Raw genomic sequence first — 24,869 nt, forward strand, 5'->3', positions numbered from 1 at the left:
CTGGTCAGGCGAGCGCGCCGCGCACCGCCCGCACCAGCGCCTGCGCCCTCGGGTCCGCCGTCACGCTCTGCCGGAACCCGTTGGTGACATAGCCGAAGGCGATGCCCGAGGCCGGGTCGGCGAACCCGAGCGCGCCGCCGCGGCCGGGATGGCCGAAGGAGCCGTCGGCGAGCAGCGGGGACGCGCTGCCGTGCAGCATGTAGCCGAGCCCGAAGCGGGTGTTGACGACCAGCACCCGGTCCGGGCCGGCCGACTGCTCGCCGCGCGCCAGCTCCATGGTCCGCGGGGCGAACAGGCGCCGGCCGCCGTCCACGTCGCCGATCAGCGCGGCGTAGAAGCGGGCCAGGCCGTCGGCGGTGGCGATGCCGTTGGAGGCGGGCAGGCAGGCCGCGCGGTAGGCGGGATCGTTCTCGTCGGGGGCGGGGGTGATGGCGCCGAAGGCGCGGCGGGTGAGGGAGGCGGGGTCGGCGTAGGCGTCGGCGACGGCGCGCTTGGGGCGGGTCTTCAGGCCGTTCGTCTCGGGCGCCTCGACGGGGCCGACGCGGCCCACGCGCGCGTGGGCGCTCTCCGGCAGCCCGAGCCACAGGTCGGCGCCGACGGGCCGGGCGATCTCGTCGGCGATCCACTCGCCGATCGGCCGCCCGGTGACGCGGCGCACCAGCTCGCCGGTCAGCCAGCTGTAGGTCTGCGCGTGATAGCCGTGCTCCTCGCCGGGCTCCCACGCCGGGGCCTGCGCCGCGACCGCCTCGGCGCCGAGGGCGGGGTCCGCCGCCTCGGCCGGGGTCAGCGGGCGGTCCAGGACGGGGACGCCGGCCCGGTGGGCGAGCAGGTGCCGCACCAGGGTGTGCTCCTTGCCGGCCGCCTTGTACTCGGGCCAGTAGGCGCCGACCGGCGCGTCCAGGTCCAGTACGCCGCGCTGGTGCAGCAGCAGGAGGACGGCCGCGGCGACGCCCTTGGTGGCGGAGCGCACGATCTGCGCGGTGCCCCGCTCCCAGGGCTGTGTGCCGTCGACGTCACGGGCGCCGCCCCACAGGTCGACGACCTTGTGCCCGTCCCGGTAGACGGCCACCGCGGCGCCCTTCTCCCCGAGCGCCGCGAAGTTGCGGGCGAACGCCTCCCTGACCGGCTCGAAGCCCTCGGCCACCGCTCCGTGCACGTCCACGTCCGCACTTCCCTCCGACTCGCCTGCGACGCACCGGGTAACACCGGCGGACGGCCTGCGATTCCTTGGCACCGGGCCCCGGTAAGGATCGTTATACCGATGTTGCCGGGGATGGCGTCCAATGAGGGCCCGCCTGGGCGTCAGCCGAGAGCCGCCCTCAGCTCATCACAGACCCGCTCCACTTCCGCCTTCCCGGGCACGTACCCGGCACGCCCCATGGCCACCTGCAGCGCCGGCCCGAAGGCGTCGTACCGGCTCACGTCCTCCCCGCGCACGGGCTGCACGACGAAGTGCAGATGGCCGGGGACGCCACCGGCGTGCGACCAGAGGCACACATAGACCTGTTCCGGAGCGACGACCTCGGTGACCGCGGCGCTCACCCGCTGCAGCAGAGGCCCCAGCTCGCCGGACTCCCGGGCGGTCAGCTCGGCGACATGGGTCACGTGGCGTGCCGGCTTGACCACGAGGGTGCCCAGGCCGAGCGGGCCGACGCAGTGCTCGACGACCCAGCACCCGCTGCGCAGCAGCGTGCCGCCCGGCAGGTGGGCCCTCCCCGTCATCAGGTCGCACGCCAGGCAGCCGGCGCGCGGTGCCGCCTCAGTGGTCATCGCCCCTCCTCGTCCGGGCCTTCCCTCGCCGGGGTGCGTCACGCGCCCGTCGTCACCGAGCGGGGGTCGAAGCCGAAGGGCAGTTCCAGGCGGTGGGCGCGCATCAGTTCCTCGTCGGCGAGCAGCTCGGCCGTCCTGCCGTCCGCCGCGATCACGCCGTCGCTGAGGATCATCGAGCGCGGGCACAGCTCCAGGGCGTAGGGCAGGTCGTGCGTGACCATCAGGACCGTCACGTCCAGGGAGCGCAGGATGTCGGCGAGCTCGCGGCGCGAGGCGGGGTCGAGGTTGGAGGACGGCTCGTCCAGCACGAGGATCTCCGGCTCCATCGCGAGGACGGTCGCGACCGCGACGCGGCGGCGCTGGCCGAAGGAGAGGTGGTGCGGCGGGCGCTCCTTGAAGTCCAGCATGCCGACCCGCTCCAGCGCCCGGTCCACCCGCTCCTGAAGCGCCGCGCCCTTCAGCCCGGCGGCGGCCGGCCCGAACGCGACGTCCTCGCGGACCGTCGGCATGAACAGCTGGTCGTCGGGGTCCTGGAAGACGATGCCGACCTTGCGCCGGATCTCGGCCATGTTCCGCTTGTCCACGCCCAGCCCGGCGACCTTCACCGTGCCGGTCCCGCCGGACAGGATGCCGTTGAGGTGCAGCACGAGGGTCGTCTTGCCGGCGCCGTTCGGCCCGAGCAGCGCGACCCGCTCGCCCCGGGCGAGGGTGAAGTCGACGCCGAACAGGGCCTGGTGCCCGTCGGGGTACGCGAAGGCCAGTCCGGCCACGTCCAGTGAAGGTGTCACAGGAACCATCGAAGGTGTCACAGGAACCATCCCAGCAGACAGACGAGCAGGGCCGAACAGGGGAGGGCGAGGGCGTGACGCCACTGCGCCCGCGAGGCGGTCACCTCGTCGATCACCGGCATGGAACCGGCGTATCCGCGGCTGACCATCGCCAGGTGCACCCGCTCCCCGCGTTCGTAGGAGCGGATGAACAGCGCGCCCGCCGACTTCGCGAGGACGCCCCAGTGCCGTACTCCCTTGGCCTCGAAGCCGCGGGACTCGCGGGCGATGCGCATGCGCCGCATCTCGTCGGTGATGACGTCGCCGTAGCGGATCATGAAGGACGCGATCTGCACCAGCAGCGGCGGCAGCTTCAGGCGCTGCAGGCCGAGGAGCAGTTCGCGCAGCTCGGTCGTCGAGGCCAGCAGGACGGACGCGGCGACGCCGAGGGTGCCCTTGGCGAGCACGTTCCACGCCCCCCACAGGCCGTTGACGCTCAGCGACAGCCCGAGGACGTCGACCCGCGCGCCCTCCGCCACGAACGGCATGAGCACCGCGAACGCGACGAACGGCACCTCGATCAGCAGCCGCTTGAGCAGGAAGGCGGCGCCCACGCGCGCGTGGTACGCGACGACGCCGAGCAGGGCGGCGTACAGGGCGAACGCCCACATCGCCTCGCGCGGCGTCGACACGACGACGACCACGAAGGCGAACGCGGCGGCGAGCTTGGTGTGCGGCGGCAGCGCGTGCACCGGCGTGTGCCCGTGCCGGTAGAGCCGGTGGGCGTGCCCGGCGCCCATGTCAGACGTTCTCCACGGTCGTGGACGCCGGCGACACGTCGTCACCGCGGCGCCGGCGCACGGCCCAGAACACCGCGCTGCCCGCGACGACCGTCACACCGACGCCGATCACCCCGGCGAGGCCGCCGGAGAGCCGGGCGTCGCCGATGTCCTTCACGCCGTAGCCGGCGAGCGGCGAGTCGTCGGAGGCGTGCGGCTTGGCCTTGTGGTCGATGCCCTGGTCATGCGCGACCTTCTCCAGCCCGTCGGGGCTGGCGGAGGCGTAGAAGCTCACGAAGCCGGCGAGGACGAGGGAGGTGACCAGTCCGGTGATCCACAGCTTGCGCCGCGAGGTGCGCGCCGCGGCGGGCACGGTGACCGGCGCCGGGGCGTCCACCAGCTCGCCGTTCACCTTGAGCTTCAGCCGCTGCCGGAGCCCGCGCGCCCCGTACACCAGGTCCGGGCGTACGGCGATGACGGCGCCGACGGTCAGCGCGGTGATCGCGGCCTCGCCGATGCCGATGAGGACGTGCACGCCGATCATCGCGGTGGCGACCTTGGACAGGGACACGTCGGTGGTGCCGCCGAGGGCGTAGATGGCGGTGAAGGCGACCGCGGCGGCCGGCACGGAGATCAGCGCGGCGGCGAAGGAGGCGACGGTGACCGAGCGGCGCCTGCGGGGCAGCACCTTCACCAGGCCGCGGAAGACGGCGTAGGCGACGACGGTCGTGACGATCGCCATGTCGGTGATGTTCACGCCGAGCGCGGTCAGACCGCCGTCGGCGAAGAGGATGCCCTGCATCAGCAGCACGACGGAGACGCACAGCACGCCGGTGAAGGGGCCGACGAGGATCGCGGCGAGACCTCCGCCCAGCAGGTGGCCGCTGGTGCCGGCCGCCACGGGGAAGTTCAGCATCTGTACCGCGAAGATGAACGCGGCGACCAGGCCGGCCAGCGGCGCGGTGCGTTCGTCCAGTTCACGGCGGGCGCCGCGCAGGCTCACGGCTATCGCGCCGGCGGCGACGACGCCGGTCGCGGCGGAGACCGGGGCGTTGATGAATCCGTCAGGTACGTGCACCGTTCGATGATAGTGGCTTAATGCGAATGACTTGCAAGAGCGAGTCGCTGGTCAGTCGCCGGTCACCGGTCGTCGTGGGGCCGTCACGTCAGATGTGAGATGGCGCTCAACAGGGCGTGAGCCGTCTCATGTGGGACATTGGTAAAGGAAGCGGATGAACAGCTTTCACATAGGTCACTGACTGTAAGGGGCCGTCCGATGTCCGTAGTCGAGCAGTACGCGCGAGCCCACATCGTCACGGACGCCGAGGACGAGGACGCGGCGATACCCGTCGTCCTGCGCTACGACCCCGAGGCCGACCCCCGCTCGGTGCGTGTCGGCCTGCCCGGCACCGACGAGTGGACGTTCTCCCGCACCCTGCTGGAGCAGGGCCTGCGCGCCCCGGCCGGCACCGGCGAGGTCCGGGTGTGGCCCTGCGGGCGCGTCGGCGCCGTCGTGGAGTTCCACTCCGCGCGGGGCGTCTCCGTCGTCCAGTTCGAGACGAAGACGCTGCTCCGCTTCCTGCGGCGCACCTATCTGGCCGCCGTCTGAGCCTGCGGCCCGCGTCGCGCGGTCTCAGCCCATCTTCAGCAGCGCCGCCACGATCGGCCCGGCCGTGTCACCGCCGTGGCCGCCCGCCTGCACCACACCGGCCGCCGCCAGATCGCCCTTGTACGCCGTGAACCAGCCGTTCGGCTTGTCCTGGCCGTCGACCTCCGCCGATCCCGTCTTGGCGCCGTAGTCCGGGCCGAGCCCCGACATCGCCTCGGCCGCCGTACCGGCCGCCGCCGTGTACCGCATCAGCTCCCGCAGCTGCGCCAGCGTCGACGGCGACAGGGTGCGCGAGGCGTGGGCGAGGCTGCGGCCGTCCACGTCCGGGGAGACCAGGTAGGGCTGGTGGAAGGAGCCGGACTGCACGGTCGCCGCGACCGAGGCCATGTTGAGCGGGTTCATCCGCACCCCGCCCTGCCCGATCAGCGAGGCCGCCTTCTGCGCCGCCGACTGCACCGGCACCGCGCCGTCGAAGGACGGCACACCGAGCGACCAGTCGTTCATCGACAGACCGAACACCTGCTGGGCCTGTTTCGTCAGGTCGTCGTTGTCCAGCTTGCCGGCCTGGCTGATGAAGGCCGTGTTGCAGGAGCGCGCGAAGCTCGCCTTGAACGTGCCGTTCTTGATCTCGAACTCGTCGTCGTTCTGGAACTTCCAGCCGCCGTAGGTGAAGTACTTCGGGCACGGGTGCTGCTTGTCCACCGACGCCAGGCCCTTGTCGATCAGCAGCGACGACGTGATGATCTTCATGGTGGAGCCGGGCGCGAGCGAGCCCTGCAGCGCGGTGTCGAAGCCGTGACCGTTGTTGGCGACGGCGAGGATCTCACCGGTCGAGGGGCGCAGCACGACCACCGAGGCCCGCGCCCGCTTCGCCACCTGCTGCTCGGCCGCCGCCTGCAGCCGCGGGCTGAGCGTCGTCCGCACCGTGCCCGGCGTGCCCTTGCGCAGCTCCAGCAGCGTCTTGTCGGAGAGTTTCTTCGCCTTCGACGCCGTGCCGCGCACGATCCGCAGCTCGATGCCCGCCTTGCCGCCGGCCTTCTTGCCGTACTTCTCGCGCAGCCCGTCCAGGACCGATCCCAGCGACGGGTACGTGGCCGCGGTGATCTCGCCGCCCGCGCGGTCCAGTGCCTTCACCGGCGGCGTGCCCGACTCGCCGGTGACCAGGGTGTCGCCGTCCGAGAGGCCGGGATGGACGACGGAGGCGTGCCAGTCGACGTAGGGCTTGCCGTCGTCGGCGCGCCGCACCACGGTGAGCGCGCTGCTGTAGGCGAGCGGCTTGCTGACGCCCTGGTAGGACACCGTGCCCTTGACGGTGAACGGCACCTTGGCGCCCTGCGGCACGCCCGGGGTCACGGTGACGCCCTGGATGTGGGCGTCCTTGGCGTAGCCGGTCAGCAGGGCGGTCGCGGCCGCGGCGTCGGAGGTGGCGGCGGCCGCCTGGGGCAGACGGCCCTGCTGCCAGGACGTCAGGAAGGTCCGGGCGGTGGTGGTGACCTCGGCCGCGGACAGCGGGCCCGTCCTGACGGCCTTCTTGTGGGCCGCGGGCTGCGCCGCCGTGTTGTCCTCGGCCGCCGCGCCGCCGCCGTACAGCGCGTACGCGCCGATCCCGGCTCCGCCGACCACCACGGCGATCATCCCGCCGACCACGGCGGGACCGGTCCTCCGTCGCTCGGCGACGCGTCGTCTCTTGCCCACTGCTCCCTGTTCCTCCGCGCGTTCTCCAGGACGCCGCAAGGCCCCTGGCTCCCCTGCCCCCGTCGCCCTCACCCATCCCAACGACGGCGACCAGCCTAGGGTCCCGTCCTGTGGGGGTGACGTCAGCCGCCCACTCGTAGCACGCTTGCGACAATCGGTCCGGCCGCGTCGCCGCCGTGTCCACCCTCCTGGGTCATCGCCGCGGCCGCGACGTCCCCCCGGTAGCCGGTGAACCAGCTGTTGGACCTGTCCTGCCCGTCGACCTCCGCCGAGCCGGTCTTGGCGCCGATCCGGCCGCTCAGCCCGGCCATCGCCCGGGCGGCGGTGCCGCTGGTCGCGGTGCGGTTCATCATGGCGCGCAGTTGCCGCACGGTGTCCGGCGACAGACCGCGCGCCTGGGCCAGTTCACGGTCGTCCAGGCTCCGCGGCACGAGCACCGGCTGGTGGAAGGCGCCCGTCATCGCGGTCGCCGTGACCGAGGCCATGTTCAGCGGGCTCATCTGCACCTGGCCCTGGCCGATGAGGCCGGCCGCCTTGTCGGGGCCCTCGACGGCCGGGACGGAGCCGTCGAAGGACGGGATGCCGGTCTGCCAGTTGTCCTGCCCCAGACCGAAGCGCTCGGTGGCCTCCTGGTTCAGCGACTCGTTCTTCAGCTGCTTCACGTACTTGATGAAGGCGGTGTTGCAGGAGCGGGCGAAGCTGTCGGCGAGGGTGGCGCCGGGCTGCGCCTTCATGCCCTTGAGGTTGTGGAAGGTCTGGCCCTCCCACAGCACGTCGTCGGGGCAGGGCGCGGGCCCGTTCGCCGTGGTCAGGCCGTTGTCGATGAGCGTGGCCGCGGTGACGATCTTCATCGTGGAACCGGGCGCCAGCTTGCCGAGGAAGGCCGCGTTGAAGCCGTCGCCGCGGTGGTTGGCGACCGCCAGCACCTCGCCCGTGCTCGCCTTGACCGCGACCACCGAGGACTCGGCGTAGTCGCGCACCGCCTTCTCGGCGGCGGCCTGCACGGGCGCGCTCAGCGTGGTCGTCAGCTTGCCCGCCCTGCCCTCGGCGAGGGTGAGGAGGGTGGTGTCGGCGGTGCCCGCGTCGGCGTGATGGATGCTGAGTTCGACGCCTGGGGTGCCGCCCGCCGTGTCGCCGTACTTGGCGCGCAGTTCGTCCAGGATCGGGCCGAGCGAGGGGTACGTCGCCTTCGTCAGGACCGCGCCGTCGCGGTCCACGGCCTCGACCGGCGGCGCGGCCGCCTCACCGGTGACCAGGAGGTCGTCCATGCCGGTCAGCCGCGGGTGCACCACGGACGGCTGCCAGTCCACCAGCGCCCGCCCGGTGGTCAGCCCGCGCACGACGGTGAGCCGGCTGCTGTAGTCCAGCGGCTTGCTGCGGCCGTTGTACGCCACCGTCGCCTTCACCGTGAACGGCACGGTGGCGCCGCTCACCGGCCCCGGAGTGATCCGTACGCCGGTGATGTGGGCCGCCTGACCGTAGGAGGTCAGCAGCGGCTCGGCCTTCGTCGCGTTGTTCGTGTACGACGCCGCCTCGGCCGCCTGCCCCTTCGCCCAGGCCGCGAAGAAGTTCCGCGCGGTCTCCTGGACCTCGTCACCGCTGGGCGGTCCCGTCTTCACCGGCGCGGGGCCGCCCGCCGCGCTGCCGCCGGTGTCGCTGAGCGCCGAGACGACGTTGTACGCCCCGTAGCCCGCTCCGCCCACCATCGTGGCCAGCACCGCGGTCACGATCCCGGCCTTCACCCCCGTACGCATGACGCGTCCCTCCCCGTGTCTTCCCTCCGCCTCCGCCCACGCGTAATTGAACGTGTTCAAAGACCGTGTCCTCCGCACTGTATGCGGATCACGGGCCCGGCGGGGCGGCAGTTCCGGGAAGTTGTCCGAAGCGAGACGCCAAGCGCTCAGTCAATCCGTGTCATACCCACGTATCCAGCCACATCCGCGACCGCCACTGGTCGATGGGGATCGCCGTGCCCGTGAACAGGGGCCAGAAGTAGATGAAGTTCCACGCGATCAGGAGCACCAGGACGCCCGCGCTCGTCGCGCCCGCGACGCGGCGGGTGTCGCTCGCGCCGGGTGAGCCGACGACAGCCCCGAGCAGCATCGCCACCGCCAGGCACAGGAACGGCACGAAGACGACGGCGTAGAAGAGGAAGATCGTGCGCTCCTGGTACAGGAACCACGGCAGATAGCCGGCCGCGATGCCGCAGGCGATCGCGCCCGCCCGCCAGTCGCGGCGGAAGAACCAGCGCCACAGCACGTACAGGATCGCGAAGCAGGCGATCCACCACAGCAGCGGCGTGCCGATCGCCAGCACCTCCCGCGCGCACTTGCCGCCCGCGTCCGCCGGGCAGCCGTCCTTGCCGGGCGCCGGGGACTCGTAGAAGTACGACACCGGGCGGCCCAGGACGATCCAGCTCCACGGGTTGGACTGGTAGGTGTGCGGCGAGTGCAGGTTGAGGTGGAACTCGTACACCTCGTGCTCGTAGTGCCACAGGCTGCGCCACCAGTCCGGGAAGAGCCACGACCAGCTGCTGTGCCTGCCGTCGGTGGCGGCCCAGTTGCGGTAGTAGCCGCCCGTGCCGTCGGTGGGGGAGAGGATCCAGCCGAGCCAGGAGGCGAGGTAGGTGACGACCGCCACCGGCACCGTCGCCACGAACGCCAGGCCCAGGTCGTGCTTGAACACGGCCGCGTACGGGTGGCGGGCGCCCGCGACCTTGCGGGAGCCGATGTCCCAGAGCACCGCCATCACGCAGAACGCGGCCAGCACGTACAGACCGTTCCACTTGGTGCCGATCGCCAGGCCCAGCATCAGCCCGGCCAGCCAGCGCCAGGGCCGCAGGCCGAGACCGGCCGTGTCGGCGGTGTGCGCGTCCGGGCGCACCCGGCCGTCGGCGTCCACGGGAAGCGCCGCCGCCAGCCGCTCGCGCGCCTTGTCCCGGTCGACCACCAGGCAGCCGAACGCGGCCAGCACGAAGAACATCAGCACCCCGTCCAGCAGCGAGGTGCGGCTCATCACGAAGTGCAGTCCGTCCACCGCCATCAGCGCGCCCGCCAGGCAGCCGAGGAACGTGGAGCGGAACAGCCGGCGCCCGATCCGGCACAGCATCAGCACGCTGAGCGTGCCGAGCAGGGCCGTCATGAACCGCCAGCCGAACGGGTCGAAGCCGAAGATCATCTCGCCGAGGCCGATGACGTACTTGCCGACCGGCGGATGCACGACGTAGGCGGGGTCCGTCGGGATCGGGACGTGGCCGTTCGCAGAAAGGATCAGGTCGTTGGCGTTCTTGTCCCAGTTGACCTCGAAGCCGCGGTGGACGAGCGCCCAGGCGTCCTTGGCGTAGTACGTCTCGTCGAATATCACCGCCTTCGGGCTGCCCAGGTTCCAGAACCGCATCACGCCCGCCATCAGCGTCACCAGCAGCGGACCGCCCCACCCGGACCACCGGCGGATCCGGTCGGCGAGCACCGGCGGCACGCCCAGCACCTGCCACAGCCGCGGGCTCGGCGCGGCGTACGGCGGCACCAGCCGGTCGTGTACGTCGGCTGCGGGCCGTTCCGCGTAGCCGAAACGGCGCAGCCGCTGCTGCCACGACGGCCGCTGGTCGTGCGGTGCCCGGTCCTGCCGGGTGTCCGTGGAGGACGCGGTACTGGTCACCGCGCCATCGTAGGGAACCGCGCTGTGTGAGTCCCGTGCATGGCCGGGATGCGGCCTCCCGCGGCGCGTCCTGGGAGGATGGGGGCGTGACTGGAACCCTTGTTTTGGCGGGCACCCCCATCGGCGACATCGCGGACGCCCCTGGCCGGCTCGCGGAGGAACTGGCCGGGGCGGACGTCGTCGCCGCCGAGGACACCCGGCGGCTGCGGCGCCTGACCCAGGCGCTCGGCGTGAGCCCCAAGGGACGCGTGGTGTCGTACTTCGAGGGCAACGAGTCCGCCCGCACGCCGGAGCTGGTCGAGGAGCTGGTGGGCGGCGCGCGCGTGCTGCTGGTCACCGACGCGGGCATGCCGTCCGTGTCCGACCCCGGCTACCGGCTGGTCGCCGCGGCCGTCGAGAAGGACATCAAGGTCACCGCCGTGCCCGGACCGTCCGCCGTGCTCACCGCGCTCGCGCTGTCGGGGCTGCCGGTGGACCGGTTCTGCTTCGAGGGGTTCCTGCCGCGCAAGGCGGGGGAGCGGCTCGGGCGGCTGCGGGAGGTCGCCGGGGAGCGGCGCACGCTCGTGTACTTCGAGGCCCCGCACCGGCTCGACGACACCCTCGCCGCGATGGCCGAGGTGTTCGGCGCCGAGCGGCGCGCGGCCGTGTGCCGGGAGCTGACCAAGACGTACGAGGAGGTCAAGCGTGGTCCGCTCGGCGAGCTGGCGGCGTGGGCGGCCGAGGGCGTGCGCGGTGAGATCACCGTGGTCGTGGAGGGGGCGCCCGAGCGGAGCGCGCACGAGGTGGGCGCCGAGGAGCTGGTGCGCCGGGTGCGCGTGCGCGAGGAGGCCGGGGAGCGCCGCAAGGAGGCGATCGCGGCGGTCGCGGCGGAGGCCGGGCTGCCCAAGCGGCAGGTGTTCGACGCGGTGGTGGCGGCGAAGAACGCGGGGGCCCTCGGCGACGGGGCGTGAACCCGCGGCGAGGCGGCGGCGCGAACGGGGGCGAGGCGCCGGCGCGAACCCGTGGCGCGGGGGCGTAAACCCCCTCTGAGCAGGGCGCATCTCGGCTGAGCGTGCGCCCCATGACGGGGTAAACGGCCGTCACCGATGGCAAAGCCCAAACGCACCGAACGGGTCACTTTCGGCAAGGAAGCTCCAAATCGGGTCCAATACTCGACAGGGTCCGTGCGTTCCCGGTCGCGGAAGCGTCCACTTGATGAAGGGACGCACCCGTCCCTGTCCAGCGGACAACAGGAGCTGGCATGAGTGAGATCACAGGGCAGCACGGCCTGCGCGACGGAGCGACGGCCATAGTCCACGAGTCGTACTCCTTCGCCTGCATGCGGTGCGGCACCGGCTGGGAGCAGTCGTACGAGATAGAGCACCACACCGACGCGGACGGCCACGAGTTCGTGCTGTACGTCGCCGACGGGCGCGTCGTGCCCTCGCCGCTGCAGCGGCCCCGGTGCCAGAACTGCGACAGCCATGTGATCCGCATCATGCGGCCCGGGCGCGTGTCCTCGGTCCGCGGGACCGGGCCCGACCTGCACCGGGTGCCGCCCGCCGGACCCCTGGAGGTGCCGCAGGTGCCGGTGGCGCCCGGCGCGGTCACCGCCTCGGAGCTCACCGCCGAGCGGCGGCACTGGCACCTGTCCGACCTCCTGCAGGCTCTCCACCTCCACCGCAAGGCGGGCTGAGCGCCCGGGGCGCCCCCGGGGCGCGGGACGGGCCGGAGGTCCGCGACGCCGGGGCCGGGCCGGGCGGCATGCCCCTTTCGTAGGATCGGGGCATGCCTGCGAACGCCCCCGACCCGGCCGACCCGCGCGACAAGAACGCCGCGCCGCCCCTCCCGGAACCCCTGAGGGTCCCCGTCGCCGACTCCCACACCCACCTCGACATGCAGTCCTGCGCCGTGGCCGAGGCGCTCGCGAAGGCCGCCTCCGTGGGCGTGACGACGGTCGTCCAGGTCGGCTGCGACCTGGCCGGCTCGCGCTGGGCGGCCGAGACGGCCGCGCAGTACGACGCCGTCCACGCGACCGTCGCCCTGCACCCGAACGAGGCCCCGCGCATCGTCCACGGCGACCCCGACGGCTGGTCCCGGCAGGGCGCGCGCACCCCCGGCGGCGACGCCGCCCTGGACGAGGCGCTCGCCGAGATCGACCGGCTGGCCGCGCTGCCGCAGGTCAAGGGCGTCGGCGAGACCGGCCTGGACCACTTCCGCACCGGCCCGGAGGGCAAGGAGGCGCAGGAGCGGTCCTTCCGCGCCCACATCGAGATCGCCAAGCGGCACGGCAAGACCCTCGTCATCCACGACCGGGACGCCCACGCGGACGTGCTGCGCGTGCTGAAGGAGGAGGGCGCCCCCGAACGGACCGTGTTCCACTGCTACTCCGGGGACGCCGAGATGGCGCGGATCTGCGCGAGCGCCGGCTACTACATGTCGTTCGCCGGGAACGTCACCTTCAAGAACGCGCAGAACCTGCGCGACGCCCTCGCCGTCGCCCCGCCGGAGCTGATCCTGGTCGAGACCGACGCGCCCTTCCTGACGCCCGTGCCCTACCGGGGACGGCCCAACGCGCCCTACCTCATCCCGGTCACCGTGCGCGCGATGGCCGCCGTGCGCGGCGTCGACGAGGACACGCTGGCGAGCGCGCTGGGCGCGAACACCGCCAGGGCCTTCGGCTACTGAGCACCTGTTCGCCACCCTCGGTAGCCGCGCCGCTTTGGAGAGTGAGCGCGGCTCCGCTAGGTTCTGGGCCCGATCCGGACCCCTTCGGACCCTGGAGTGGCGGCGTGAACAACTCCCCGTACGCGTACCCGCAGTACTCGCCGTATCAGCCACGGCAGCCGTGGGAGGACACGCAGCCACAGGGCCGGCAGCCCCGGTGGCAGGACCCCGAGCCGTACCCGCCGCAGGACCCCGCCTTCGACCCCTGCACGGCCGAGACCATCGGATACGGCGAGGTCTACGAGCCCCCGGCGGCGGCGCCGGCCGCCCTCGCTCCGCGAACCGTGGCGCACCGCAAGGCCGCGCGCCGGCGCAGAGCGCGCTACACCGGGAGCGCGGACGGCTCCGTGCGCCGCCTGCTGCCGCAGGCCCTGGTCGTCGCCTTCCTCGCCGGCGGCACCACCGCCTTCGTCGCCCAGGACAAGGCCGTCGAGCTGAGCGTCGACGGCGGCCGGCCGCGCACCCTGCACACCTTCGCCGACGACGTGACCGACCTGCTCGCCCAGGAGGGCATCGAGGTCGGCGCGCACGACGTGGTCGCGCCCGGCCCCGGCGCGCACCTGGACGACGGCGACGAGGTCGCCGTCCGCTACGCGCGCCCCGTCCGGCTCACGATCGACGGGCAGCCGCGCGAGGTGTGGACGACCGCGCACACCGTTCAGGAGGCGCTTCAGCAGCTCGGTGTACGCGCGGAGGGCGCCTACCTGTCCATCTCGCGCTCCCGGCGCATCGGCCGTGCCGGGCTCGCCCTCGACGTGCGCACCGAACGCGCCGTGACCGTCATGGCCGACGGGCAGGCCCGCACCATCCGCACCAACGCGGCGACCGTGCGCGAGGCGGTCGAGCAGGCCGGCTTCACCCTGCGCGGCCAGGACACCACCTCCGTCGCACCGGACAGCTTCCCGCGCGACGGGCAGACGGTCACCGTGCTGCGGATCAGCGGCGGCAGGGAGGTGCGGGAGGAGGCGATCCCGTTCCGGGAGGAGCGCACCGACGACCCGTCCCTCTTCCGGGGGACAGAGGTGGTCGAGCAGCAGGGCCGCCCGGGTCTGCGCCGGGTGACGTACACCCTGCGGACCGTCAACGGCGTACGGCTCAAGCCGCGGCGCGAGCGGACGGAGGTGGTGCGCCGGCCGCGCACCCAGATCGTCCGGGTGGGCACCCGGGCGCTGCCGACGTCCGTGCAGGGCGCCGACCAGTTGCACTGGCAGGCGCTCGCGGCGTGCGAGTCCGGCGGCCGGCCCGACGCCGTGGACCCGTCGGGGACGTACGGCGGGCTGTACCAGTTCGACACCCGCACCTGGCACACCCTCGGCGGCACCGGCCGTCCGCAGGACGCGCCCGCGGCGGAGCAGACGTACCGGGCGAAGAAGCTGTACACGCGCAGCGGGGCGAGTCCCTGGCCGCACTGCGGGGCGCGGCTGCACGGCTGAGCGGCCCCGGCCGTGGCGGCCCGCGCGCCCCCGTACCCTTGTCCCGTGAGCAGCCCCACCCCGGACGCCCTGCTGGGCCCCGCCGACATCCGTGAACTCGCGGGCGCCCTCGGCGTCCGTCCCACCAAGCAGCGGGGACAGAACTTCGTCATCGACGCCAACACGGTCCGCCGGATCGTCCGCACCGCCGGCGTCCGGCCCGACGACGTCGTCGTCGAGGTCGGCCCGGGGCTCGGCTCCCTCACCCTGGCGCTGCTGGAGGCCGCCGAGCGGGTCACGGCCGTCGAGATCGACGACGTGCTGGCGTCCGCGCTGCCCGCGACGATCGCCGCGCGGATGCCGGAGCGCGCCGAACGGTTCGCGCTGGTGCACTCCGACGCCATGCACGTCACCGAGCTGCCCGGCCCGCCGCCCACCGCGCTGGTCGCGAACCTGCCGTACAACGTGGCCGTGCCGGTCCTGCTGCACATGCTCGACACCTTCCCGAGCATCGAGCGCACCCTCGTCATGGTGCAGGCGGAGGTCGCCGACCGGCTCGCCGCCGGCCCCGGCTCGAAGGTGTACGGCGTGCCGTCCGTGAAGGCCAACTGGTACGCCGAGGTCAAGCGGGCCGGAGCGATCGGCCGCAACGTCTTCTGGCCCGCGCCGAACGTCGACAGCGGGCTGGTCTCCCTGGTGCGGCGCACCGAGCCGATCAGGACGACGGCCTCCAGGAAGGAGGTCTTCGCGGTGGTCGACGCGGCCTTCGCCCAGCGCCGCAAGACGCTGCGCGCGGCGCTCGCCGGCTGGGCCGGGTCGGCCGCCGCCGCCGAGGCGGCGCTCGTCGCGGCGGGCGTCTCGCCGCAGGCGCGCGGGGAGGCGCTGACCGTCGAGGAGTTCGCGCGCATCGCCGAGGCTGCGTCATCGCGGGGGACGAGCCCCGCAGACCCGAACGAGGAGTCCGTGCAGCAGTGAGCGTCACCGTCCGCGTCCCCGCCAAGGTCAACGTCCAGCTCGCCGTCGGCGCCGCCCGCCCCGACGGCTTCCACGACCTGGCCAACGTCTTCCTCGCGGTCGGCCTCTACGACGAGGTCACCGTCACCGAGGCCGAGGAGCTGCGGGTGACGTGCGCGGGCCCGGACGCCGGGCAGGTCCCGCTGGACCGCACGAACCTGGCGGCGCGCGCGGCGGAGGCGCTCGCCGCGCGGGCCGGCGTCGAGGCGGCCGTCCATCTGCACATCGCCAAGGACATCCCCGTCGCCGGCGGCATGGCCGGCGGCAGCGCGGACGGCGCGGGCGCGCTGCTGGCCTGCGAGGCGCTGTGGAACACGGGCGCCACCCGGGAGGAACTGCTGGAGATCTGCGCCGAGCTGGGCAGCGACGTGCCGTTCAGCCTGGTCGGCGGGGCGGCGCTGGGCACCGGGCGGGGCGAGAAGCTGACCCCGCTCAAGGTCGGCGGCACCTTCCACTGGGTGTTCGCGATGGCCGAGCGGGGCCTGTCGACGCCGGCGGTGTTCCGCGAGTTCGACCGGCTGGCGACGGGCCACGCCATCCCTGAGCCGGTGGCCTCGGAGGCTGTCGCCGAGGCTCTGGCGAAGGGCGACGCGCAGGCGCTGGCCGCCGCCGTCACCAACGACCTCCAGCCGGCCGCGCTGTCCCTCTGCCCCGAGCTGGCGGACACCCTGGCGGTGGGCCGGTCGGCGGGCGCGCTGACGGCGCTGGTGTCGGGGTCGGGCCCGACGACCGGGTTCCTGGTGCGGGACGGGGCGGGCGCCGAGGAGGTCGCGGCGGCGCTGCGGGCGTCGGGCACCTGCCGGAGCGTACGCGTGGCGTCGGGACCGGCGGCCGGGGCGACGGTCCTCGGGTAGGCGTGCGGCCAGGCGATGTCCGTTTAGCCTGGTTTCGCTGTTTTTTGCTCTTGACGTCGAGAGTTCCGGTGGGCACAGTGGGGACGTATACGACGTAAGCGTACATAGGTCACTGACGCAGCACGCTTACATCGGTGGAGGGCTCAACCGAGGAGGGCCCCGATGAGCGCACCAGACATCCCTGTTCCCCCGCCCGCCGGCGGCCGGAGATGGTCGGGCGACGGCCCGGTGAAGCTCTCCATCCTGATGGCGGCGTACAACGAGGAACGGACGATCGAGGCGGCGGTCGATTCGCTGCTCGCCCGGGAGTATCCGTGCGAGACGGAACTGATCGTCATCGACGACGGCAGCAGCGACCGCACTCCGCTCCTGCTGGCCCGGCACGCGAGTCCGCGGGTGATCACCCACCGCCACCCCCACAACCTCGGCAAGGGCGCCGCCCTGATCACGGCGGGGAAACTGGCCACGGGAACGCACATCCTGCCGTTCGACGCCGACCTCGAGTATTCGCCGGACGACATCCCCCGGCTCGTCGAACCCGTCCTCCAAGGGCGCTGCGACGTCGTCTACGGGGCGCGGCTGTTCGGACAGAACACGGTCTACCAGTCCTACCGTTACGCCCTGGGGAACGAGCTGATGACGCTCGTGGCCAACGTGCTCTTCGACGCGCACCTGGCCGACATGCACACCTGTCTGAAACTGATCCCGCTGTCCCTCTTCCGTTCGCTGCACCTGCAGGCGCGCGGCTTCGGACTGGACACGGAGATCACCGCCTGTCTGCTCCGCATCGGCATCCGCCCCTTCGAAGTCCCGGTGAGCTACTACAGCCGCTCGCACGACGAGGGCAAGAAGATCAGCTGGCAGGACGCCGTCGACTGCTTCCGCATTCTGGGCAAGGTCCGCTGCATGCGCAGGGAGCGTGTCGGACCGAGCGGCTCCGCCCCGCGCACCCTGCCGCCCCGGCTGCCCGACTTTCCGGCCGGGCACGGCCTCAGCGGCCGCTGGGCCGCACACCGGCACGCCGCCGGCAGACCCTCCCAGCGTTGACCGGCGGACCGCGGTGGCCGACGGCGCTCAGAAGGAGAAAGCAGCATGAGCCCCTTCCTCGACAGCCTCAAGAAGCCGTCGCAGCAGGAAACGGCGCCCGTCGGCGAGGCGAGTCCGCGGCACCGGCGTCGCCGTCGCCTCGTGTTCGCGCTGCTGCTCGTCCTGGCCGTCGTGGTGGCCCTCCTGGCCACCCCCGCCGTCCGCCGTGAGCTGCGCGCCTCGTTCACCCAGCTGCCGGTCTCCTACAGCGAGCTGTACTTCACGAGCACGCCCGCCGTGCGGCACGCCCAGGTGGTCGTCCCGGTGACGGTCGTCCGCCACGGCGACGGCAAGGGCAGCGACCGGCTCCATGTGTGGCTCGAGTCGTCCGCCGGCCGTACCACGGCGTCGTCCACCACCACGCTCCCCGAGCAGCCGGGCGGCCGCACGGTGACGATCACGCGGCTGCCGCTGCGTGCCGGCGCCCAGGTCGTCCACGCCGCGCTCCTCGGCCACCCCGAATCGCTGCACTTCCGTCTGGGAGCCGGCAGCGCCGCGAACACCAAGGGCTCACCATGACCGCCGTCACCCTCCTCGCGGGACGGCTGGCAGGACGCCGGGTGCTCCTCGGCGGCACCGCCCTCGCCGCTCTCATCGAACTCCTGCCCGGCGCTCCCACCGGACTGCTGGCGCTCGCCGGCCTCTGGCTGCTGCTCGGCGCCCCGACGGTGCTCTGGTACGGCATCGCCGGACGCGTCGTGTCGACCCGGGACGGCCGGGCCCTGCTCGCCGTCGGCCTCAGCGTCCTCACCGCCATGGTCGCCGCCCTGCTGGCGAACACCGCCCTGCCGGCCGTCGGCATCGGGCAGCCGCTCGCCCGCGTGCCCCTCGCGATCGTCTCCGCGCTGGCCGTCGCCGTCCTCGCTCTCGCCGCGGATCCTCCCGCCGAGCGCCTGGGCGACGCCCTCACCCGGTGGCGCGAGGGACGTACCCCCACCCTGCCGCCGGGTCTCCTGCCGGTGTCGGCGCTCGGCGCCCTCATCCTCGTCCTGTCCGTCGCGGGCCCGATCCGGCTGAACAACCAGGCGGGTTCCGGCGTCAGCTTCACCGCGATGGTCGTCGTCGCGGTGCTGCTCGCCCTCCTGATGTGGCGGCGTCGCCGCTACCCCGCCTCCGTCATCGTCCTGGGCCTGTTCTGCGCGGCGGCGGGACTCCTGCTCCTCACCTCGCTGCGCGGCTGGTACATCACCGGTCACGACATCCGGCACGAGTACGAGATCTTCCAGCTGACGGCCGCCGGCAACCACTGGAACATCGCCGACTACCGCGACCCGTACAACGCCTGCATGAGCATCACCCTGCTGCCGACCTCGCTGGTACGGCTGACGGGGATCTCCGGCACCTACGTCTTCAAGGTCGTACTGCCGCTGCTGTTCGCCTTCACCCCGGCGCTGGTCTACCGCTCGGTGCGCAACGTCGCGCCGCAGGCCGTCGCGCTGCTGTCGGCGGTCTTCTTCATCATGTTCCCGACGTTCTTCACGGACATGGTGTTCCTCGGCCGCCAGGAGATCGCCTTCCTCCTGCTCGGGTGCGCCATGGTGGTGCTGACCGACACCGGCCGCCCCCTGGCCGCCCGGCGGATCGCGTTCACGGTGCTGGCCCTCGGCATCGTCCTCTCCCACTACTCCACCACCTACATCATCGTGGTGACCCTGGTGATCGCGCTCGCCACCGACCTGCTGTGGCGGCTGGGCTCGCGGCTGAGGAAACGGACACCGCGGGAGGCCCAGCGCTCCTTCGTCACCTGGTGGATCGTCGTCGCGACAGCGGCCGCAGCGGCCATCTGGGCCGGCCCCGTCTCGCACACGGGCGGCCAGCTGGAGACGACGGTCAGCACCACCGTGCAGGACCTGCGGAGCGGACAGCTGGGCAACCGGTCCTCGGACGTGTCGTACAGCCTGATCGGCGGGACCCGGGTGAGCCCCGCCCAGCGGCTGGACGAGTACCGCGCCTACGCCGTGCAACTGCGGCAACAGGCCGGGCCGGGCGGTGACTTCGTGCCGCTGAGCGTGGTCGACACCTACCCCGTCGCCCTCGCGCCGCAGCACCTGCAGCCGCTCACCCCGGTCGGCCACGCCCTCAAGGACACCGGTGTCGACGTGGCGGCGGCCAACAGCGGCTTCCGCGCGTTCATCGCGGGGTTCCTGCAACTGCTGCTGCTCCTCGGGTTCGTGACGACCGTGTGGGGGCGGCGCAAGGCGTTCCGCCCGGCACGCGACCAGGTCACGCTGACCGTCGGGGCGGGCGTCGTCATCGCCGCGCTCACCGTCCTGCCGCAGGTCTCCGTCGACTACGGCGTGCTGCGCGCCTTCCAGCAGGGTCTGATCGTCTTCGCCCCGTTCCTGGCGGCCGGACTGGTGTGGCTCTGCCGGTGGGCCGGGCGGCGGCGGGCCGCCCCCCTGGCGTGCGCGGTGACGCTGGTGCTCTTCCTCGACCTCGTCGGCGCCCTGCCGAAGGTGTTCGGCGGCTATCCGCCCGTACTGAACCTCGACAACGCCGGCCAGTACTACAACAGCTACTACACCCACGCCGAAGAGCGCACCGCGCTCCAATGGCTGCTGCCCCGCGCCCAGGGACAGCCCGTGGACATCCAGTCGAAGATCCAGGCGGACCACGCCCCCTACACCCAGCTGCAACTGCGGATGCGCAAGCACGCGGGGGACAGCATCTACCCGGCACTCGTCCAGAAGGACGCCTATGTGTTCCTCGGCTACACGACGGTCCGCACCGGCGAGGAATCCCTCTTCTACCGCGGCGACACGATCACCTACCGCTATCCGACCGGTTTCCTGGACGCCACCAAGAACAAGGTCTACAGCAGCGGCGGGGCGGCCATCTTCCGCTGACCCGCGACCCGTCCGAAGTCCCGTCCGAAGTCACATCCGAAGTCCCGTCCGAGGCCCCGGCGCACGGCACCCGAGGAGGTCCCCATGACAGCGCGCACCGTCCTGCTCGCGGCGCCGCACACCGGGCCGGACTCCGGCGACGCGGCGCACTACGCGGGGCAGCTCGCGCGCTTGCTGCGGACCCGGCACGGCTGCCGGGTGGTGATCGCGACGACCGCGCCCGAAGGGTGCGCGCCCGGGCGGTACGACAGAGCGGACGGTGTCCCGGTGTACTGCCTCGCGGCCACCGGGACGATGGCGCCGGGACACCACTGGCGGCGCGCCCTGCGCCGTGTCGTCGAGGCCGAGCGGGTCGATCTGGTCAACGCGCACACGTCCCCCTCCGCTCCCCTCTTCGCCGACGCCGCCGCGCGCGCCTCGGGCGACCTGCCGTTCGTGCTGACATGCCACCCGGGGGCCGCGCGCGAGGGCCTCGCCCTGTCCCGGCGGTGGCGCGCGAGGCACGCACGCACCGTGCTGGCCCGCACCGTACGCCGGGCGCGCGAGGTGGTGTGCTCGTCGGCCCTCACCGCCGTGGACCTGCCCGAGCTGCTCCTGGGCCGCTCGACCACGATCCGCCCCGGCGCCGGTCCGGAGCGGCTCACCGCGAGCCCGGTGCCGGGAGCGCCGTACGGGCGCCCGGACGTCATCAGGTCACCCGGCGGCGCCGCGTCACCGCGGACGGTCCCCGAGCCGTCGTGGGAGTGTCAGTCGGACCGGACCGTCGAGGTGTTCGACCGGGCCGCGGACGGCGGCCGCCGCGTCCACACCGTCGCCGTCGTGGCGCCCAACTACCTGCCGAAGATCGGCGGCGTCGAGAACTACGCCCGGCGCGTCGCCCAGGCGGTCGCCGACGACCCCGCGATGCGGGCCGTCGTCATCACCGCGAGCCCCACCCGGTGGCGTACGTCCGTCGGGGCCGACCTCCAGGTGCCGGTCGTCCGCCTCGGGACGTGGCTGCGCCACCTCAACACCCCGGTCAACCCGCTGTGGTTGTGGCAGGTGCCGCGCTGGCTGCGCCGTCTCGACGTCGACCTCGTCAACGCCCATGCGCCCGTCCCCGGGCTGGGGGACTGGGCGGTCGCCGTGTCCGGGCGCCGCCCGTCCGTGCTGACGTACCACGCCGGCACCATGGTCCAGGGGCACAAGGACGTCGATGTGCTGGTCAACGCGTACGAACGGCATGTGCTGCCGCGGGTGTTCGCGCGGGCCGGTGTGCTCGTCGCCAGTTCACCGGTCTCGCTGGCCGCCGGACGCCCGGGGACGGTCGAGATCACGCCGGGTGTCGACGTGGACCGGTTCACGCCGGGCCCGCCGGCCTCCACACGGCCCCGCACCGTCCTCTACGTCGGGCGGCTGGACCGGGCGTCGCCGTGGAAGGGCGTCGATGTCCTGCTGCGGGCGTTCGCCGCCCTTGCCGACCTGCCCGACGCACGGCTGCGCCTGGTGGGCGGCGGGGACGCCGTCCCCGACCACATCGCCCACGCGCGGCGGCTCGGGATCGCCGACCGCGTCGAGTTCACCGGCGGACTCGTCGCGGACGCACTCGTCGCCGCGATGCAGAGCGCGGCGGTGCTCGTGCTGCCCTCGCAGACCGAGCACGAGTCCTTCGGCATGGTGCTGGTCGAGGCGATGGCCTGCGAGACACCCGTCGTGGGCTCCGACACCGGCGGCCCCCGGTATGTGATCACGCCGGGCGTGACCGGGCTGCTGTTCCCGCACGCCGACGCGGACGCGCTGGCCGCGGCCTGCCGGCGGCTGCTGCGGGACGGGCCGCTCGCCGACCGCATGGGCGCCGCCGGCCGCAGCCGCGTCGTCGAACGCTATGCCTGGCCGACGCTCACCGACCGCTACCTCCGGCTCTTCCGATCACTGCTCCCGACGGCGCCGGCACCGGCGCCCGGAGCGGCGCCGAGGAGCGCCTCGACACCGGCCCCGACGGGAAAGGCGATGCTGCGATGAACGACGCCCAGGAGCATCGGCCCGATCGAGATGCCGAGGCCGCCGGCCGCACCCGCGGCGGCAAGCGCGGCCCGCTGCACACGGTCGCGGTGGTCGCCCCGTACTACCCGCCGCACATCGGTGGCTGCGAGAACTACGCCGCCCACGTCGCCCGCGCCGTCGCCGACGACCCGTCGATGCGGGCCATCGTGATCACCTCGAACACCACCGGGTGGCGCACGACGTACGGCGTCGACGAACGCGGCGTGCCGGTCATCCGGCTGGGAACGTGGGCACGCGTGTCCAACACGCCGGTGAATCCGCTGTGGCCGCTGCAACTGCGCCGCTGGCTGAGCCTTCTCAAGGTCGACCTCGTGCACGCGCACGCCCCGGTCCCGGGCCTGGCGGACCTGGCGGTCGCCCTGTCCGGGCGGCGCCCGGCCGTGCTGACGTACCACGCGGGATCGATGAGCAAGGGCCGCAGGAACGTCGACCGGCTGATCCGCTGGTACGAACGGCACGTCCTGCCCCGGGTGTTCGCGCGCGCCCGGGCCCTCGTCGCCGTGTCACCGGTCTCGCTGGCCGCCGGCCGTCCGGGCGCCGTCGAGATCACGCCGGGTGTCGATGTGGACCGGTTCACGCCGGGCCCGCCGGCCTCCACGCGGCCGCGCACCGTCGTCTATGTGGGCAGGATGCTGCGCGCCTCCTCGGACAAGGGGATCGACGTCCTGCTGCGGGCGTTCGTGTCCCTGGCCGACCTGCCCGGCGCACGGCTGAGGCTCGTGGGCGGCGGCAACGCCCTGCCCGATCACGTCGCGCTCGCCGAGCGGCTCGGCATCGCCGGCCGGGTCGAGTTCACCGGCGAGATCCCCGACGACGATCTCGTCGCGGCGCTGCGGGAGGCCGCCGTGCTCGTCCTGCCCTCACGCTCGGAGGTGGAGGGCTTCGGCATGGTGCTGGCCGAGGCGATGGCCTGCGGCACGCCCGTGGTGGGCTCCGACGTGGGCGGCATCCCCCATGTCATCGATCCGGGTGTCACCGGGCTGCTCGTTCCGCCGGGGGACACGCAGGCGCTGGCCGCGGCCTGCCGGCGGCTGCTGCGGGACGGCGACCTCGCCGACCGCATGGGCGCGGCCGGGCGACGGCGCGCGGTGGAACACTTCGCCTGGCCGAAACTGACCGACCGCTACCTCCAGCTCTTCCGGTCGCTGCTGGCCGAGGCACCCGCCTGCGGCGGGAAGGCCGGGGCGGCATGAGCACCGCCCGGGCGACCGAGGGCGACCGCGCGCCCCGGGCGGCGGGTGCCCGTCCGGGCCGCAGCCGCGGCCCGGTGCGGACGGTCGCCGTCGTCGCGCCCAACTACTGGCCGAAGATCGGTGGCGCGGAGAACTACGCGCGGCGCGTCGCCCACGCGGTCGCCGACGACCCGGCCATGCGAGCCGTGGTCATCACCGCGAGCCCGGCCGGCTGGCGCACCTCGGTCGGACACGACGGCGACGTACCGGTCGTCCGGCTGGGGACGTGGTCGCGCCGGCTGGTCAACGCGCCGGTGAGTCCGCTGTGGCCGCTGCAGTTGCGCCGCTGGCTGCGCCGGCTCGGCGTCGACGTCGTGAACGCGCACGCCCCGGTGCCCGGTCTGGGGGATCTGGCGGTGCTGCTGTCCGGCCGCCCGGCCGTCATGACCTATCACGCCGGCTCGATGATCAAGGGTCACCGGTTCCGCGACCGTCTCCTCGGCCTGTACGAGAGGCGGGTGCTGCCGCGCGTGTTCGCCCGGGCCCGTGCGCTCGTCGCCGTCTCGCCCACCTCGCTGGCCTCCGGCCGCCCGGGCGCCGTCGAGATCACGCCGGGTGTCGACGTGGACCGGTTCACGCCGGGCCCGCCGCCGTCGGCGCGGCCCCGCACACTCGTCTACGTCGGCCGGATGGACCGCGCGTCGTCGTGGAAGGGCATCGAGGTCCTGCTCCGGGGCTTCGCGGCGCTGGCCGACCTGCCCGGCGTACGGCTCAGACTCGTCGGCGACGGGGACGCCCTGCCCGCTCATGTGGCGCTGGCCGGGGAGCTCGGCATCGCCGAGCGGGTGGAGTTCACCGGAGCGCTCACGGGGGACGCGCTGGTCGCGGCGATGCAGGGCGCCGCCGTGCTCGTCCTGCCGTCGCTGACGGAGGCCGAGTGCCATCCGATGGTGCTGATCGAGGCGATGGCCTGCGGCACGCCCGTGGCCGGCTCCGACGTCGGCGGCATCCCTCATGTCCTCACCCCGGGTGTCACCGGGCTGCTGTTCCCGCCGGGGGACGCGCGGGCGCTGGCCGCGACCTGCCGGCGGCTGCTGGGGGACGGCGATCTGGCCGACCGCATGGGCGCGGCGGGCCGGCGGCGCGCCGTCGAACGCTATGCCTGGCCGCCCCTGACCGACCGCTATCTCGCGCTCTTCCGGTCGCTCTGAGGCTCGCCGCCACCCGCGTGGGGACGCCGGGCGGCGGCCGCGGAAGCCGGAGGGCACCCCCTTGACCCTGCGACAAAACGTCATCAATATGGACATATACAGCGTAAACATACATGGTCCACGTCGTTTCACAGGCATGGGGGCCCAGCATGCGTATACGACCCGGTCCGCGGCCGGAACCGCGGCGTGCGGACGCTCCCGGTGACGCCACCACGCCGGCCCCGCCACCGTCACCGAGCGCCGGACCG

21 protein-coding genes are annotated in these 24,869 nt (G+C 73.2%); 13 read left to right on the top strand and 8 right to left on the bottom strand.

Annotated features, from left to right (window positions below):
• Positions 1 to 4 precede the first annotated feature (4 nt).
• The 5 genes from AC0B9F_RS19670 to AC0B9F_RS19690 form a co-directional block, all read right to left on the bottom strand.
• Entirely contained in the window at positions 5 to 1,162 is a 1,158-nt protein-coding gene (locus AC0B9F_RS19670; protein WP_472004247.1) for a serine hydrolase domain-containing protein, read from the bottom strand.
• Positions 1,163 to 1,302: 140 nt separating this feature from the next.
• Positions 1,303 to 1,770, bottom strand: coding sequence for an HIT family protein (locus tag AC0B9F_RS19675; RefSeq protein WP_472004249.1), 468 nt, complete (start codon positions 1,768 to 1,770; stop codon positions 1,303 to 1,305).
• Positions 1,771 to 1,808: 38 nt separating this feature from the next.
• Positions 1,809 to 2,567 carry an energy-coupling factor ABC transporter ATP-binding protein gene (locus AC0B9F_RS19680; protein ID WP_472004250.1) on the bottom strand — a complete coding sequence of 253 codons (759 nt, stop codon included), beginning with the start codon at positions 2,565 to 2,567 and terminating at the stop codon, positions 1,809 to 1,811.
• 8 nt (positions 2,568 to 2,575) lie between these two features.
• A complete protein-coding gene (gene cbiQ, locus AC0B9F_RS19685; RefSeq protein ID WP_472004252.1) occupies positions 2,576 to 3,337 on the bottom strand; it encodes a cobalt ECF transporter T component CbiQ in 762 nt (253 codons plus the stop codon).
• Position 3,338: 1 nt separating this feature from the next.
• Entirely contained in the window at positions 3,339 to 4,394 is a 1,056-nt protein-coding gene (locus AC0B9F_RS19690) for an energy-coupling factor ABC transporter permease (RefSeq protein WP_472004254.1), read from the bottom strand.
• 198 nt (positions 4,395 to 4,592) lie between these two features.
• Here AC0B9F_RS19690 and AC0B9F_RS19695 point away from each other — a divergent pair, with 198 nt between their 5' ends.
• On the top strand, positions 4,593 to 4,925 hold the full coding sequence (locus AC0B9F_RS19695; protein ID WP_472004256.1) for an SsgA family sporulation/cell division regulator: 333 nt from the start codon (positions 4,593 to 4,595) through the stop codon (positions 4,923 to 4,925).
• A gap of 24 nt (positions 4,926 to 4,949) precedes the next feature.
• On the opposite strand, the gene AC0B9F_RS19700 is transcribed toward AC0B9F_RS19695, so the two are convergent.
• From AC0B9F_RS19700 to AC0B9F_RS19710, 3 genes are all read right to left on the bottom strand, one after another.
• Positions 4,950 to 6,620 (bottom strand): penicillin-binding transpeptidase domain-containing protein, encoded by a 1,671-nt coding sequence (locus AC0B9F_RS19700; RefSeq protein WP_472004258.1) that lies wholly within the window; start codon positions 6,618 to 6,620, stop codon positions 4,950 to 4,952.
• 122 nt (positions 6,621 to 6,742) lie between these two features.
• Entirely contained in the window at positions 6,743 to 8,374 is a 1,632-nt protein-coding gene (locus tag AC0B9F_RS19705) for a penicillin-binding transpeptidase domain-containing protein (protein ID WP_472004259.1), read from the bottom strand.
• A gap of 160 nt (positions 8,375 to 8,534) precedes the next feature.
• Complete coding sequence (locus tag AC0B9F_RS19710; protein WP_472004260.1) at positions 8,535 to 10,277, bottom strand: dolichyl-phosphate-mannose--protein mannosyltransferase; 1,743 nt, start codon at positions 10,275 to 10,277, stop codon at positions 8,535 to 8,537.
• 86 nt (positions 10,278 to 10,363) lie between these two features.
• Between AC0B9F_RS19710 and rsmI the strand changes: the two genes are divergently transcribed.
• From rsmI to AC0B9F_RS19770, 12 genes are all read left to right on the top strand, one after another.
• A complete protein-coding gene (rsmI, locus tag AC0B9F_RS19715) occupies positions 10,364 to 11,227 on the top strand; it encodes a 16S rRNA (cytidine(1402)-2'-O)-methyltransferase (RefSeq protein WP_472004262.1) in 864 nt (287 codons plus the stop codon).
• Between the two features lie 290 nt (positions 11,228 to 11,517).
• A complete protein-coding gene (locus AC0B9F_RS19720) occupies positions 11,518 to 11,952 on the top strand; it encodes a hypothetical protein (RefSeq protein WP_472004264.1) in 435 nt (144 codons plus the stop codon).
• A 92-nt stretch (positions 11,953 to 12,044) separates the two neighbouring features.
• Positions 12,045 to 12,944 carry a TatD family hydrolase gene (locus AC0B9F_RS19725; RefSeq protein ID WP_472004266.1) on the top strand — a complete coding sequence of 300 codons (900 nt, stop codon included), beginning with the start codon at positions 12,045 to 12,047 and terminating at the stop codon, positions 12,942 to 12,944.
• Positions 12,945 to 13,048: 104 nt separating this feature from the next.
• Positions 13,049 to 14,416, top strand: a complete 1,368-nt coding sequence (locus AC0B9F_RS19730) for a ubiquitin-like domain-containing protein (protein ID WP_472004268.1) — start codon at positions 13,049 to 13,051, stop codon at positions 14,414 to 14,416.
• Between the two features lie 45 nt (positions 14,417 to 14,461).
• Positions 14,462 to 15,370 (top strand): 16S rRNA (adenine(1518)-N(6)/adenine(1519)-N(6))-dimethyltransferase RsmA, encoded by a 909-nt coding sequence (gene rsmA / locus AC0B9F_RS19735; protein WP_472004270.1) that lies wholly within the window; start codon positions 14,462 to 14,464, stop codon positions 15,368 to 15,370.
• Complete coding sequence (locus AC0B9F_RS19740; RefSeq protein ID WP_472004272.1) at positions 15,367 to 16,263, top strand: 4-(cytidine 5'-diphospho)-2-C-methyl-D-erythritol kinase; 897 nt, start codon at positions 15,367 to 15,369, stop codon at positions 16,261 to 16,263. Before rsmA ends, AC0B9F_RS19740 begins: the two co-directional genes overlap by 4 nt.
• 162 nt (positions 16,264 to 16,425) lie before the next feature.
• Positions 16,426 to 17,310 carry a glycosyltransferase family 2 protein gene (locus AC0B9F_RS19745; protein WP_472004274.1) on the top strand — a complete coding sequence of 295 codons (885 nt, stop codon included), beginning with the start codon at positions 16,426 to 16,428 and terminating at the stop codon, positions 17,308 to 17,310.
• 45 nt (positions 17,311 to 17,355) lie between these two features.
• Positions 17,356 to 17,868: a hypothetical protein gene (locus tag AC0B9F_RS19750; protein WP_472004276.1), complete on the top strand. Its 513-nt coding sequence runs from the start codon at positions 17,356 to 17,358 to the stop codon at positions 17,866 to 17,868.
• Positions 17,865 to 20,195, top strand: coding sequence for a hypothetical protein (locus AC0B9F_RS19755; RefSeq protein WP_472004279.1), 2,331 nt, complete (start codon positions 17,865 to 17,867; stop codon positions 20,193 to 20,195). The genes AC0B9F_RS19750 and AC0B9F_RS19755 overlap by 4 nt, the downstream gene beginning before the upstream one ends.
• Before the next feature lie 84 nt (positions 20,196 to 20,279).
• Positions 20,280 to 22,196 (top strand): glycosyltransferase, encoded by a 1,917-nt coding sequence (locus AC0B9F_RS19760; RefSeq protein WP_472004283.1) that lies wholly within the window; start codon positions 20,280 to 20,282, stop codon positions 22,194 to 22,196.
• The gene (locus tag AC0B9F_RS19765; RefSeq protein WP_472004285.1) at positions 22,193 to 23,431 is read left to right on the top strand and encodes a glycosyltransferase family 4 protein; all 1,239 of its coding nucleotides are present in this window, start codon (positions 22,193 to 22,195) and stop codon (positions 23,429 to 23,431) included. Before AC0B9F_RS19760 ends, AC0B9F_RS19765 begins: the two co-directional genes overlap by 4 nt.
• The gene (locus AC0B9F_RS19770) at positions 23,428 to 24,621 is read left to right on the top strand and encodes a glycosyltransferase family 4 protein (RefSeq protein WP_472004287.1); all 1,194 of its coding nucleotides are present in this window, start codon (positions 23,428 to 23,430) and stop codon (positions 24,619 to 24,621) included. The genes AC0B9F_RS19765 and AC0B9F_RS19770 overlap by 4 nt, the downstream gene beginning before the upstream one ends.
• Positions 24,622 to 24,869: the final 248 nt, after the last annotated feature.

The organism is Streptomyces sp. NPDC097129 (assembly GCF_055668065.1).

Coding starts and splice junctions, on each gene's coding strand:
- AC0B9F_RS19745 (WP_472004274.1), top strand. CDS start 16,426: ATGAGCGCACCAGACATCCCTGTTCCCCCGCCCGCCGGCGGCCGGAGA.
- AC0B9F_RS19720 (WP_472004264.1), top strand. CDS start 11,518: ATGAGTGAGATCACAGGGCAGCACGGCCTGCGCGACGGAGCGACGGCC.
- cbiQ (WP_472004252.1), bottom strand. CDS start 3,337: ATGGGCGCCGGGCACGCCCACCGGCTCTACCGGCACGGGCACACGCCG.
- AC0B9F_RS19725 (WP_472004266.1), top strand. CDS start 12,045: ATGCCTGCGAACGCCCCCGACCCGGCCGACCCGCGCGACAAGAACGCC.
- AC0B9F_RS19680 (WP_472004250.1), bottom strand. CDS start 2,567: ATGGTTCCTGTGACACCTTCACTGGACGTGGCCGGACTGGCCTTCGCG.
- AC0B9F_RS19765 (WP_472004285.1), top strand. CDS start 22,193: ATGAACGACGCCCAGGAGCATCGGCCCGATCGAGATGCCGAGGCCGCC.
- AC0B9F_RS19760 (WP_472004283.1), top strand. CDS start 20,280: ATGACAGCGCGCACCGTCCTGCTCGCGGCGCCGCACACCGGGCCGGAC.
- AC0B9F_RS19755 (WP_472004279.1), top strand. CDS start 17,865: ATGACCGCCGTCACCCTCCTCGCGGGACGGCTGGCAGGACGCCGGGTG.
- AC0B9F_RS19705 (WP_472004259.1), bottom strand. CDS start 8,374: ATGCGTACGGGGGTGAAGGCCGGGATCGTGACCGCGGTGCTGGCCACG.
- AC0B9F_RS19675 (WP_472004249.1), bottom strand. CDS start 1,770: ATGACCACTGAGGCGGCACCGCGCGCCGGCTGCCTGGCGTGCGACCTG.
- AC0B9F_RS19770 (WP_472004287.1), top strand. CDS start 23,428: ATGAGCACCGCCCGGGCGACCGAGGGCGACCGCGCGCCCCGGGCGGCG.
- AC0B9F_RS19695 (WP_472004256.1), top strand. CDS start 4,593: ATGTCCGTAGTCGAGCAGTACGCGCGAGCCCACATCGTCACGGACGCC.
- AC0B9F_RS19750 (WP_472004276.1), top strand. CDS start 17,356: ATGAGCCCCTTCCTCGACAGCCTCAAGAAGCCGTCGCAGCAGGAAACG.